The following is a 12,490-nucleotide window of genomic DNA, read 5'->3' on the forward strand; positions in this document are numbered from 1 at the left end:
TGTTATAATGGGAATATCTGTTGAATATCGTTAAAAGAAATATTATGATTCCGTTCAGCATAGAACATTGAATCATTAATGAAAGATACTTACGAGGTGTAAAGCTTATGAAATACAGAGATGAGTTCCACATTGCATCCACTGCGATTCTGCTCAGTGTGGCTATGGTTGGAATTTCCGTAGTCGTTCCCAAAGAAAGCAGAGTGCCAACTGCCAAGACCACATTAACAGAGGCTCCTGAAACAGCTGCAGAAGCGGAAGCTGCACAGCAGGAAGAATTTCCAATTTACAGTCAGGACAGTAATTATGACGAGACTTACGATTACAGCCAGGAAGATAGTTCCTACGATGACAGCTATGATTCTTCTGGCGGTGATTCTTCTGGAAGCGACCAGATCACTTATCCTACTGAGGATTCTGGAGATAGCTCAGGAAGTGACACTTCCGATATTCCGGATTATACAGAAGATACCTCCGATGATTCCGGACAAGATAACAATGAGAACTGGGATTATATTGATAATGGAGATGGTTCTGGTTCCGATAGCGAAGGAGACTATACGGAGGATACCTCCGATCAGGATATTGAATACTATGAATAAAAAAGAATCCTGCCTGGCAGGGCTTGGAAATTCCAACGGAATTTCCTGTTACATAATAAAAATCCCCGGATTTCCGGGGATTTTATTATTATCTGATTTTATTCAAAAATCCAAATGGTTCCTTATCTTCCAGAAAATGCATCAGCATATATGCCGTCATGATTGCTACATTCTCTTCCTTCAGAATCCGCTTCACTTCCTCGCGGTCCGCCAGAATCACTTCAATCTCTTCCGTATCTTCCTGTGCCTTGGAACTGATTTCGCCGCTGGCATATCCATATACAGTCGCACAAGACTCGTCTGTCATTCCTACAGTAGTGAAATAGGGCTTCTGGTAAGCTTCTGCTACCGGAATAGGATCAAGCTTCAGTCCGGTTTCCTCGTACATTTCACGAATTGCGCCTTCATGGTAATTCTCATCTGGCTCTACCAGACCAGCTGGAAATTCATAAATATAATCACCTAATGTATAACGATACTGGCGAATCAACACCACTTTGTCATGTTTTTCGCCATAAATGCTATAAATGATCACACCGTCCGGATTGTTCTTATGTGTCACCATTTTCAGGCTGTCTACATCTTTTGCACGGGAAGACACAAAATAGTTTACCGGGGTATTGTGCACACTGGTGGCTTTTACATTATAAAGGTTTACATAACGATTATCTGTCTGTTTGGTAATGCTGTTGATTTTTCCCATAGGAACCTCTTTTCGTCAGTTCTTGCTGTTCTGGTCAGAGGTCTCGCTAGAGCGTGTTTGAAAAAGGCTTTCTGCAAGATGTGCGTCACAATTTGTGGGAGATTTTGTCCGGATAAGGGCGCCGTAGCGGGCTACGGCAACCGAATTCGGGCAAAATACACCGCAAAGTGGGGCGTGCAGATTGCGGGAATGATTTTTCAAACAGGCTCTAGATCTCACCAAGGAACAGAGAATCAGTCACCGCGAAGAATCACACGGATTCTTTTATAAATAAAGAACACGATCACTGAGGTTAATGTGTATTTGAATAAATTGAATGGTACAAGAATCATAATTGCAAAAGTAAGAAGGTTGGTTACACCGCTGTGTACTGCTGCACCCATTTCAATAAATGCCTGTACCGGCATTCCAAATGCCTTGCCGTATGCCGGAAGAAGTACAAATGCGTTTACAAAGCATGCAAGCACTGTGGTAAGAATTACACCTGCTGCCATACCTGCCACTGCGTGTGTTCTTGTCTTCTTATGCTGATAACGATAAATCAGTCCGGCTGGAACTACGTAAGAACAGCCAAAGAGGAAGTTTGCCACATCACCAACGCCTGCTGTCATAGTTCCCTTGGTTACCAGATGTACCAGAATCTTCACCAGTTCGATCAGTATACCTGCTACAGGTCCCATTGCAAAAGAACCGATCAGTGCTGGAATCTCAGAGAAATCCAACTGATAAAAGGACGGTGCCAGAAATGGCAGCGGTACCTCAAAATTCATCAACACACCTGCCACAGCACCTAACATTGCTACCTGGGCAATGGTTCTGGTGCGGCTTCGCTCCATTACGTTTCCATTTTTGATTACTTGTTCGCTCATACTCATTGCTCCTTAAATTATAATATTTAAAGAAAATTTCTGCAAGTATGGGATTAAAATGTTACCAGTAAACAGTAACGTTAAAATCACCACATAAAAAGCCCCGGAATCTCTTCCGGGGCAATGAGCACGTACAAAAAAATCAACCGATCTAAATATTCTGCGCGTTCTTCTCTCATCCAGACTTTACTGTCGGTTTTGGAATTTCACCAAATCAGCCGCCAAAGCGGGTCGCGGACTATACCGCCGGTAGGGAATTTCGATTTCCAAGGATTTCGATCACCCTGCCCCGAAGAAATTTTCTTTTCATGGTGGATTATACAATAGAAATAAGATAATTTCAATAGGAAATCTATTTGTACATCTATTTCATATTTTCTATTATATATCTATTATCATTTGTCTTTATTTGTCTCCACAACATGTACATCCATCTGTGGATACGGAATGGAAATTCCGTTGGCATCAAAAGATTCTTTGATTTTCTCATTGAGGCGCCATTTGATCTTCCAATATTTATCGGTGGGCACCCAGACGCGAAGGCCCATGACTACGGCGCTGTCAGCAAGTTCGTCTACAAAGACCAGCATGTCTTTGTCCGATTTGGTTCCGGGATCTTCCTGTAAAATGTGCTGCAAAAGCTTTTTTGCTTTCTTAATATCGGAATCATAGGAAATTTCCACTTTGATTTCCAGGTTACGCAAATTCTGCGCAGTTACATTGATAATGGTGCTGTTGGATAATTTTCCATTTGGAATGATTACGTGCTTATTGTCAATGGTGATCAGGGTCGTATAGAACATCTCAACCTTATATACGGTTCCCTCCGTTCCACCAGCCTGATCCTGTATAATATAATCTCCTACCTGAAAGGGCTTAAACAAAAGCAGCATAACACCGCCAGACAGATTCTCCAGACCGCCCTGCAAAGCAAGACCAATGGTAACGCCGGCAGTTCCCAGAAGAGCTGCTACGGAAGATTCCTTCACACCGAAATTAGTAGCTATATTAAAAATCAGAATCAGATACAGCAAAAATTTTCCAAAAGAACAGATGAACTGGGCAACCCCCATGTCTATACCGGCCTTTTCCATGGAACTCTTCGCAACCTTCAGAAGCCACTTGATCAGCTTTGTTCCCACATAAAACGCTACAATAGAAAGAACCACTTTCATTCCGAAGCTGATCAAATCCGGAATATGACCGTTAAAGTAAGCCTTGATCTGATCCCAGTTGGAGTTTACTTTATCCACTGTTTCCTGGACAGTCTCCTGAACTGCATTCTCTATAACCTGTCCTTCCAAATTCCCATCTCCTTTTTTCAGTCCTTTCCCACAAACAACTCTGTCCCTTGTTATCCAAAAACAATTTCGTCCACTCCGCTCAAAATCGCAAAGGCGGCAGGAACTAATACCATTTAAAACAGGGCAATCTGGCCTGTTTTCCACCGGAAATTCATTTTGGAAACAAATTATCCACCGTCTACTGCAAGACTCTCCACAGTAGCAACTGCGCTGCCAGAATTAACGGCACACCCAGACGGAATTTCCATTTTCTGGTTTTATGATGAAAAAACTGCATTCCAAGAAGAGCTCCAGCGGAACCGCCAATGGCAGCCACCGCAAGAAGCTGGGCTTCCGGGATGCGCCACTGTTTTCTGATGGCTTTCTGCTTGTCCATGCCGTACATCCCGAAGGCTGCGATATTAACTAAAACCAGATATACAACAAGAATATTTTCTAACATTTTAATCCAACTCTCTAATTTCCCTGCCAAACACGCTATAAAGCGTGTTTGAAAAAGGCTTTCTACAAGGCAATGGCAAGAGAAGAGAAATAATGTTTTCCCTCTTCTCTTTATTTATTTAATCCCTTCATAGAAAGGCTGATCCGGTTCTTCTTCTCATCCACACCGAGAACGCGAACCTCCACAACATCTCCAACGCTTACAGCTTCCAATGGGTGTTTGATAAATTTCTCACTCATCTGGGAAATATGAACAAGTCCGTCCTGATGAACTCCGATATCAACAAAAGCTCCGAAATCGATTACGTTGCGGACAGTTCCTTTCAGGATCATACCCTCTTTCAGATCCTTAATATCCAGTACGTCTGTGCGGAGAATCGGCTTCGGCATCTCATCACGCGGATCTCGTGCCGGTTTCTCCAGCTCTTTTACAATATCCCTAAGAGTAATCTCTCCAATTTCCAGCTCATCTGCAGTCTTCTTGTAATCCCTGATCTGTCTGGAAAGTCCGGCAAGCTTGCCTCCTGCAATATCTTCAGCGGAATATCCCAGTTTCTCAAGAAGCCTGGAAGCCGCCTCATAGCTCTCCGGGTGAACGCTTGTCGCGTCAAGAGGATTGGAGCCGCCTGTAATACGCATGAAACCAGCGCACTGCTCGAATGCTTTCGGTCCAAGCTTCGCAACCTTCAGAAGATCTTTTCGGCTTGTGAAACGGCCATTCTCCTCACGGTAAATTACAATGTTCTTTGCAATAGCCTTGGAAACACCGGAAATATACTCAAGAAGGGAAGCAGAAGCAGTATTTAAATCCACACCTACTTTATTTACAGAATCCTCAACCACACCTGTCAGAGCCTCGCCAAGCTTCTTCTGGTTCATATCATGCTGATACTGCCCTACACCAATGGATTTCGGATCGATCTTAACCAGCTCAGCCAGAGGATCCTGCACACGTCTTGCAATGGAGGTAGCACTTCTCTGTCCTACATCAAAATTTGGGAATTCGTCTGTAGCAAGCTTGCTTGCAGAGTAAACAGAAGCACCTGCCTCATTTGTAATCACATACTGAACCTTCGCTTCCGGAATCTCCTTCAGCATATCAACAATAACCTGCTCAGACTCTCTGGAAGCAGTACCATTTCCAACAGAAATCAAGGAAATGCCATACTTCTTGATCATAGCTTCTACTGTATCCTTCGCAGCGCGAATCTTCTTCTCGTTAGTAGGAGCAGTTGGATAAACAACTGTGGTATCCAGAACTTTTCCAGTAGGATCTACAACGGCCAGCTTACAGCCTGTACGGAAGGCCGGATCCCATCCAAGGACAGTCTGTCCGGCGATTGGAGGCTGCATGAGAAGCTGCTCCAGATTTTTGCCAAATACTTTGATGGCTCCGTCCTCTGCCTTCTCAGTCAAGTCACTTCTGATCTCGCGCTCGATTGCAGGAGCGATCAGACGCTTGTAACTGTCCTCTGTCACTTCTTTCAGAATCGGTGTAGTAAATGGATTGTCTCGGGTGATCACCTGCTTCTCAAGGTAACGAAGAATATCTTCTTCTGGTGCAGCTACCTTGATAGTGAGGAATTTCTCTTTCTCACCACGGTTCAGCGCCAGCACACGATGTCCAGCCAGCTTCTTCACCGGCTCCTCAAACTCATAATACATCTCGTATACAGACTGTGCCTCCGGATCTTTTGCCGTAGAACTGATGGTTCCTTTTTTTGCAGTAAGATCACGGATGTGGATTCGATAATCTGCCTCATCGGAAATATGCTCTGCAATAATGTCCTTTGCACCAGCAATGGCATCTGCCACAGAAGCAACCTCTTTTTCCTCGGAAACAAAGGCTTCTGCTTCTTCCTCGATGGACTTGCCTGTCATCTGAAGCATAATAATATTTGCCAGCGGCTCCAGACCTTTTTCCTTGGCAATTGCTGCCCTGGTACGTCTCTTCGGACGGTACGGACGATAAAGATCCTCTACCACTACCAGTGTCTGTGCTGCCAGGATCTGTGCTTTCAGCTCTTCTGTCAGTTTTCCCTGGTCCTCAATGCTGGAAAGAACCTGATTCTTCTTGTCTTCCAGATTTCGAAGATAAGTCAGTCTCTCGTTCAGGTTACGAAGCTGCTCATCATTTAAGGTTCCAGTAGCTTCTTTTCTATATCGTGAAATAAAAGGGATGGTGTTTCCCTCATCGATCAATTTAACAGCAGCTTCTACCTGCCATTTCTGCACCCCAAGTTCCTGGGTGATTACCTGTAAAATATCCATTTTTTCAATCTCCTCTTGTTGCTTGTATTTCTAATTTCTGTAACCGTCATTATTTTCTGTATCATATCCGTTTCCAGAATCATTGGTCCAGTTATGAAAGCCGCCGTCAGCAGTTCCATCTCCTGGCAGTCTGTAGTCCAGTTCCCCATCCAGATCCCGATAAAATGCCACCATGGACATTTCCATATAAGGCATGATCCAGAAAAGTGCAATATAGAACGTGAACACAGATAATAACAAAAGCGGGATAAAGCTGAGATTCAGCTTCACATATCTCCAGATATTTCCCTTCATCAGCCTTGCGCTCTCTTTCAGTGCCTGGATTCCTCCAAGCTCTGTGTCATCCGCCATGAGAAAGTAGGTCATGGCAAATGGAAGGGAAATAAGAAAATTCAGCAAAGTGCTTACAGCCAGCAGTCCCAGAGTCATGGAAAGCCACTGGATCTGGGAATCCACAGTCAGTCCCGGATCTGTGGTAAAGCTCACATAATAGTAAGGGATTGCTGTGACCAGCTGGATCAGCGCCAGCACAAAGCCTGCAACGATCACCCTGTCTGGCTGGTTTTTGAAAAAGTAGCCCAGATCTCCCAGAGAAAACTCCTTTCCCCTGGAAATATTCAAAAGCATATACCCCAGACCAGCGGAAATGATCCCCACGATCAGTGACACCACCAGCATAAATACTTCACTGAGAACCAGATCCAGCGCGGATGTGCCAGAAAATAAATTGGTAGAAAGGATTGTTCCTAAAGTATTCAGACCATACACTGCCAGAAGCCCAAGGATCACAGTTCCAACATGTCCCTGCAATGCCTTTTTTGCCTGCAGTTTGATTTCCTTCGTACTTCTTTTTTTCATAATCATCATTCTCCTTTGCAGTGAAACAGCAGGCCGGGATTCTGATGCATCCCGGCCAGATATATTGCAGCACCATTTCGCTGTTTTCACTTTTTGCTCCATTAAGCCATGCCAGTTGTTCCCAATATAGCATTCTTCCATCTGACATCTGTAATTTTTTAATTACGCCGTTCTCTTGTTTCCCCAGAAAAACAGCGCTACCGTACCAGGACCTGTATGGCTTCCGATGGTAGTTCCGATGTTATTGATCTCAACCTTCCCATTTAATTTCGGGAAACGCTCTTCCACCAGCCTTGCCACTTCCCTGGCATCCTCTATACATGCGGACTGGGAAATATAACATTTCCCACTATAGTCAAGTCCGCCCTCAGCGTACTCTTCCATTTTGTCTACAACAGCCCGGATCACCTTTTTCTTGGTACGGATCTTAAATCTTGGGATCAGTTTTCCCTGATCATCCATATTCAGCAGCGGGCAGATATTCAGCATCGTGCCGAAAAAGCCGCTGGCCTTGGAAATACGGCCTCCTCTGATATAAAACGTAAGATCTGTGGAAAAAAACCAGTGATGCAGGTTCAGCTTGTGTTCCTCCGCCCAGGCATGAACCTCCTCAATGGGTCTGCCCTCATCCCGAAGGTCTGCAAGTTTATCCATAAAAAGCCCATATCCGGAGGATGCTCCCAGAGAATCCACCACCAGGATCTTACGCCCCGGATATTTTTCCTCCAGATCCGCTTTTGCAACGTTAGCTGAATTGATAACGCCAGAAATTCCTGAAGACAGGCAGACATGGAGCACATCTTTTCCCTCTTTCAGAAATCCTTCGAAATATTCTTCGAATTCATCTGCATTTACCTGGGAAGTCTTGGTGGATGCACCATCCTGCATGGCCTTATAAAATTGGTCAAATGGCATAGACTGTCCCAGATCATCTGCATATTCTTTTCCATTTAGTTCATAATGAAAGCAGATATAGGAAATATTTCTTTTCTCAAAATGTTCTTTCGTAAGGTCTGCTGTGGAACAGCAGCTGATCACATAGTCGCTCATATTTCCCTCCTGTTACTAATTTTGCAAAACCTCCAGATCGGGTTCTCCCTTATTCTGGAAGAATTTCATTTCTGTACGCAACACTTGCCACTGTATCCGGATCCTCATCCTTGTTAAACCAGAACTGTGCCCGGTTGTCAATCTTGGTATCTGCAGTCTTATAAATATTCAGGTAATCTCCGTCCTCATCACACGCATAGCCTTTTTCCTCTGCAGCTGCGATCAGGTCCGCCTTCTTCGCACCCAGGGTAAATCCACCGGAAAGAGTAAGGGTAAGAGCATCACTGTCGTAATTGCCTACCTCAAGCTCCCGTACAAAACAGTTCTCGATGGCAGTTGCATCCTGGGTAAAATTGTAAACACTGAAATGCACACTCTGGTTATTCTTCATCATGTCTACAAATTCCAGATCCCGGCCAGCCACATAAGCGCCATCTTCCACATCCTGAAGCTCCCAGCCATTCTCAAGGAATGCAGACACCGGAGCCGGAAGGGAATAAAGATCTCCGCAGAATTCCAACTGTGGAGCCAGCAGATCATCTCCCAGCTCAGTAGGAGCGGTATAGGAAGATACGATTTCTGGAACTTCCTCGCTTACACTTCCCTTGTCATATCCTTCTGGCTCTACGAAGTTACGCATATCTACCTGCTTCAGAGTATTGTCATCCTTATATACATAGAAATGAACTTCCTCGTAATAATCTTTCGAGTAGGAATACTTGGTATACAGGTCTCCCTCGTAAGTATCGCTTGGATCACCATAAGCAGCTTTGATATCATCAAAATTGGATTTTCCCATTACGATTCCGCCAGGCAGTTCTACAGGAGTAGCCGCCACATCAAAATCATAGCTTGCATCAATATCAATTCCTGCTACCAGACACTGGTTTAATGGCAGCTGGTTGATTCCAAGATTGATCACATCTACGGAAACGCGGTCGTCCCCTTTGTAAAAACTGATGGAACCATAGGAATTGGTTCCAACGCCCATCTCCGGGTCCTCGTTCTTGCCAAGTGTCCAGTCTGCTGCAAAATCCTGGTAATACATAGGGAACTGGTAAACCTTATCCCCGATCTTCACCTGAAAATCGTACAGGCTGTCGGACAGCTCTGTAACCGTTTCTGCACCAGCCTCAGGCTCATCAGCAGCCTCTCCTGCTGCCTCTGTAGTTTCGGCTTCCTGTGCCTCTGCATAAGCCGCGGACGGAACCGCACACAGGCACATTGCTGTAAAAAGCACTCCCAATACTTTTCTTTTCATACAGAAATTCCTCCTTAGAATGTATATTTGATCAGTCGGCAAGGCCGAAAGCATCGTGTACTGCATTCATAGCCCGGATTCCGTCTTTTTCGTTGATAAGGACGGTAATACGGATTTCAGATGTGGAGATCATATTAATGTTTACGCCTTCATTGTAAAGGCTCTCAAACATCTTGGCAGCCACGCCAGGATTGCTGAGCATACCGGAGCCAACAATGGAAAGCTTGGCGATATTGCGCTCAGAGTGAAGCTCCTTGAAGCCAAGGCGCTCCTGGCTCTCCTCCAGAGTGGCAACTGCATCATCCAGATCATCCTTATTTACGGTAAAAGAAATGTCCTTTGTTCCTGCACGTCCGATAGACTGCAGGATAACATCTACATTAATATTTTTCTTTGCAAGGGTATCAAATACCTTAAATGCAACACCAGGCACATCACGAAGTCCCAGTACTGCGATCCTCACAGCGTCTGTATCCAGCGCAACACCGCTGATCAGCATTCTTTCCACGCTAACTACCTCCTTAACTACCGTTCCTTCACTGTTATTCAGGCTGGAGCGGACCACAAGGGGCACTCCGTATTTCTTCGCCATTTCCACAGAACGGTTGTGAAGTACACCCGCTCCTGATGTTGCCAGATCCAGCATCTCATCGTATGTGATCTCTTTCAGCTTTCTGGCATTTGGAACCTTACGTGGGTCGGCTGTATAAACGCCGTCCACATCTGTATAAATCTCGCAGGCGTCTGCATGAAGCGCTGCTGCCAGTGCCACGGCAGTGGTATCAGAACCGCCTCGTCCCAGGGTGGTATAATCATCATACTTATCCACTCCCTGGAATCCGGTAACGATGACAATCCTGCGGGCATCCAGCTCACGGCGGATACGCTCTGTGTCAATTCTTTTCAATCTTGCATTCTGATGGCTGCTTGTGGTATGCATGGTCACCTGAAAAGCATTCAGGGAAACCGCCGGAACGCCCAGCTTGTGCATTACCATGGCCATCAGAGATACGGACATCTGCTCACCGATGGTAAGGAGCATATCCATCTCACGCTTCGGAGGCTTGTCGTCCATATCATGAGCCATACGGATCAGCTCATCTGTATATTTTCCCATGGCGGACAAAACCACCACCACGTCATTTCCTTTTTTATATTCCTCGATACAACGGTTGGCAACATTATACATTCTCTGTTTGTCCCCAACGGAAGTACCGCCGAATTTCTTAACTATCAGCATAGTTTTTCCTTTCACGCTGTCAGTTTTATTTTTTATCTGCGCATACAGACAGTTTCACGCAGCTGCCCATTACCTGAATAACTGCGGTTTCATGTTATCAGTCTTTCACGCGGATCATGCCCAGAACATTCTCTCCAAGCGCTTTCACACGCGCTTTGTACTCGCCCTGTGTCATAAGTCTGGTAATAAAACCAAATTCTTCCGGAAGGGAATCCGGCTCGATCACAGCCTCAACCTTACCAAAAGCCTTATCCACCTCATCCAGGGAAGTATCCTTCACACGGACAAAGAAACGGCCTTCTACAGAATCCGGCTCCATCAGGGTCATCTCTTCATTGCTCCAGTTATTCGGAATGGTGTCATGAAGATGCTTTGCAGCCTCCACAACGTCTGCTGCAACTGCACTGGCAGTAGGAAGCTTGCCAGCTCCGCTTCCATAGAACATGGCATCGCCAAGCATATTTCCATGTACAAAAATACTGTTGAACACACCTTTTACGCCATAAAGAGGATTATCCTGTCCAACAAGGAAAGGTGCTACAAGTGCGTAGAAGGAATCGTCTCCCAATTTCTTGCTTGTGCCAAGAAGCTTGATGCTTCTGCCCATTTCTCTTGCGTATTCCATATCCTCTGGTGTGATCTTTGTAATTCCTTCTGTATAAACATTTTCAAAATTCAGGAATTTTCCATATGCCAGAGAGGAAAGAATGGCAATCTTACGGCATGCGTCCTGTCCTTCCACGTCAGCGGTAGGATCAGCCTCTGCGTAGCCTTTTTCCTGAGCCTCTTTCAGAACAGTATTGAAATCAGCACCTTCTGTGATCATCTTATCCAGCATATAGTTGGTAGTTCCGTTCAGAATTCCGCTGACCTCATCGATCTCATCTGCGGTAAGAGAACCGTTGATGGCACGAATGATCGGGATTCCACCGCCGCAGCTTGCCTCGAAAAGGAAGTTGATCTTTTTCTCTTTTGCAATTTCCATAAGCTCAGGACCGTATTTGGCAACCAGAGCTTTATTTGAGGTGCACACACTCTTGCCGGCTTCAAGTGCTCTTTTTGTAAAAGTATAGGCAGCACCGGTTCCTCCCATTACTTCTACTACAATTTTAACTTCCGGATCATTTACGATCTGCTCAAAATCATGAACAAGAATCTCTTCTACCGGATCTCCCGGGAACTCACGAAGATCCAGTACATATTTGATCTTAATCTCTTCCCCGGCTCTTTTGTTAATCAATTCATGATTGGTGCGGATGACTTCTACTACACCACTTCCAACTGTGCCATATCCTAACACTGCAATATTTATCATCTGTCCGTTACTCCCTGCCTAAAATTTTTAAATAATGGATTCCTTCCATCTGTTCAATGTCATCCACCATTGCCTCTGCATCCCCTTCTCCCTGAAGGATCTGCACACTTAAGGTAAGAGTGGCAATACCACTGATGGGAATACTCTGATGTATAGTCAGAATATTGCCATGATTTTCCGCAATAGCCCGAAGAACATTGGATAAAATTCCCGGCTCATCATCCATCTGTATAATAAAAGTGATGGTCTTTCCCTTGGCTTCCTCGTGGAAGGGAAAAATATCATCTTTATATTTATAGAAAGAGCTTCGGCTGATTCCCACAGCGTCTGCAGCTTCCTGAACTGTAACTGCCCGCTTTGATTCCAGAAGCTTCTTCGCTGCAACTACATTCAGAAGCACTTCCGGCACAGCCCGCTCTTTTACTACAAAATATTTATTCTTATCTGTTGTCTTTGGCATCCTGCATTTCCTTCCACTTTCACTGCGCCCTGCAAATCTCTGCCATTACAGCCGCTGTATCCAGACATAATCCGGAAACTGGCATTGCCCTGTTACCGTTACTTCGTGAACAGCAG

At 44.9% G+C, this 12,490-nt stretch carries 13 protein-coding genes, 1 pseudogene and 1 riboswitch; of the genes and pseudogenes, 2 read left to right on the top strand and 12 right to left on the bottom strand.

Annotated elements, in window-relative coordinates; genetic code table 11:
* Positions 1 to 107 precede the first annotated feature (107 nt).
* The gene (locus tag LIZ66_RS04055; RefSeq protein WP_227200245.1) at positions 108 to 602 is read left to right on the top strand and encodes a hypothetical protein; all 495 of its coding nucleotides are present in this window, start codon (positions 108 to 110) and stop codon (positions 600 to 602) included.
* An 88-nt stretch (positions 603 to 690) separates the two neighbouring features.
* On the opposite strand, the gene LIZ66_RS04060 is transcribed toward LIZ66_RS04055, so the two are convergent.
* Together LIZ66_RS04060 and LIZ66_RS18990 are read right to left on the bottom strand one after the other, a co-directional pair.
* Positions 691 to 1,305 (bottom strand): NUDIX hydrolase, encoded by a 615-nt coding sequence (locus tag LIZ66_RS04060; protein WP_118580392.1) that lies wholly within the window; start codon positions 1,303 to 1,305, stop codon positions 691 to 693.
* A 15-nt stretch (positions 1,306 to 1,320) separates the two neighbouring features.
* Positions 1,321 to 1,485, bottom strand: a complete 165-nt coding sequence (locus tag LIZ66_RS18990) for a DUF6783 domain-containing protein (RefSeq protein ID WP_306797058.1) — start codon at positions 1,483 to 1,485, stop codon at positions 1,321 to 1,323.
* On the opposite strand from LIZ66_RS18990, the pseudogene LIZ66_RS18995 reads away from it, so the two are divergent.
* A pseudogene (locus LIZ66_RS18995) lies at positions 1,423 to 1,575 on the top strand (DUF6783 domain-containing protein); the annotation flags it as partial. The gene LIZ66_RS18990 and the pseudogene LIZ66_RS18995 sit on opposite strands and share 63 nt — an antisense overlap.
* Here LIZ66_RS18995 and LIZ66_RS04065 read toward each other — a convergent pair.
* The 10 genes from LIZ66_RS04065 to LIZ66_RS04110 form a co-directional block, all read right to left on the bottom strand.
* Positions 1,539 to 2,174, bottom strand: a complete 636-nt coding sequence (locus LIZ66_RS04065; protein ID WP_118580386.1) for an ECF transporter S component — start codon at positions 2,172 to 2,174, stop codon at positions 1,539 to 1,541. The pseudogene LIZ66_RS18995 and the gene LIZ66_RS04065 sit on opposite strands and share 37 nt — an antisense overlap.
* Positions 2,175 to 2,337: 163 nt before the next feature.
* Positions 2,338 to 2,475, bottom strand: a riboswitch (FMN riboswitch).
* 94 nt (positions 2,476 to 2,569) lie between these two features.
* Positions 2,570 to 3,478, bottom strand: coding sequence for a mechanosensitive ion channel family protein (locus LIZ66_RS04070; protein ID WP_227227632.1), 909 nt, complete (start codon positions 3,476 to 3,478; stop codon positions 2,570 to 2,572).
* Positions 3,479 to 3,656: 178 nt separating this feature from the next.
* Positions 3,657 to 3,920 carry a DUF1294 domain-containing protein gene (locus LIZ66_RS04075; RefSeq protein WP_227200248.1) on the bottom strand — a complete coding sequence of 88 codons (264 nt, stop codon included), beginning with the start codon at positions 3,918 to 3,920 and terminating at the stop codon, positions 3,657 to 3,659.
* Positions 3,921 to 4,030: 110 nt separating this feature from the next.
* Positions 4,031 to 6,190 carry a Tex family protein gene (locus tag LIZ66_RS04080; protein WP_173717867.1) on the bottom strand — a complete coding sequence of 720 codons (2,160 nt, stop codon included), beginning with the start codon at positions 6,188 to 6,190 and terminating at the stop codon, positions 4,031 to 4,033.
* A 30-nt stretch (positions 6,191 to 6,220) separates the two neighbouring features.
* Positions 6,221 to 7,048, bottom strand: a complete 828-nt coding sequence (locus LIZ66_RS04085) for a DUF975 family protein (RefSeq protein ID WP_173716544.1) — start codon at positions 7,046 to 7,048, stop codon at positions 6,221 to 6,223.
* 162 nt (positions 7,049 to 7,210) lie between these two features.
* Complete coding sequence (locus LIZ66_RS04090) at positions 7,211 to 8,098, bottom strand: DegV family protein (RefSeq protein ID WP_148461034.1); 888 nt, start codon at positions 8,096 to 8,098, stop codon at positions 7,211 to 7,213.
* A gap of 49 nt (positions 8,099 to 8,147) precedes the next feature.
* A complete protein-coding gene (locus LIZ66_RS04095; protein WP_148461033.1) occupies positions 8,148 to 9,359 on the bottom strand; it encodes a hypothetical protein in 1,212 nt (403 codons plus the stop codon).
* A gap of 31 nt (positions 9,360 to 9,390) precedes the next feature.
* Positions 9,391 to 10,599: an aspartate kinase gene (locus LIZ66_RS04100; protein WP_118580501.1), complete on the bottom strand. Its 1,209-nt coding sequence runs from the start codon at positions 10,597 to 10,599 to the stop codon at positions 9,391 to 9,393.
* A 97-nt stretch (positions 10,600 to 10,696) separates the two neighbouring features.
* On the bottom strand, positions 10,697 to 11,914 hold the full coding sequence (locus LIZ66_RS04105) for a homoserine dehydrogenase (RefSeq protein WP_173735267.1): 1,218 nt from the start codon (positions 11,912 to 11,914) through the stop codon (positions 10,697 to 10,699).
* A gap of 7 nt (positions 11,915 to 11,921) precedes the next feature.
* Positions 11,922 to 12,374 (bottom strand): ACT domain-containing protein, encoded by a 453-nt coding sequence (locus LIZ66_RS04110; RefSeq protein WP_173735268.1) that lies wholly within the window; start codon positions 12,372 to 12,374, stop codon positions 11,922 to 11,924.
* Positions 12,375 to 12,490 lie beyond the last annotated feature (116 nt).

The sequence above is a fragment of the Blautia faecis genome (assembly GCF_020554845.1).
In the GTDB taxonomy this organism is placed as follows: Bacteria; Bacillota; Clostridia; order Lachnospirales; family Lachnospiraceae; genus Blautia_A; species Blautia_A faecis.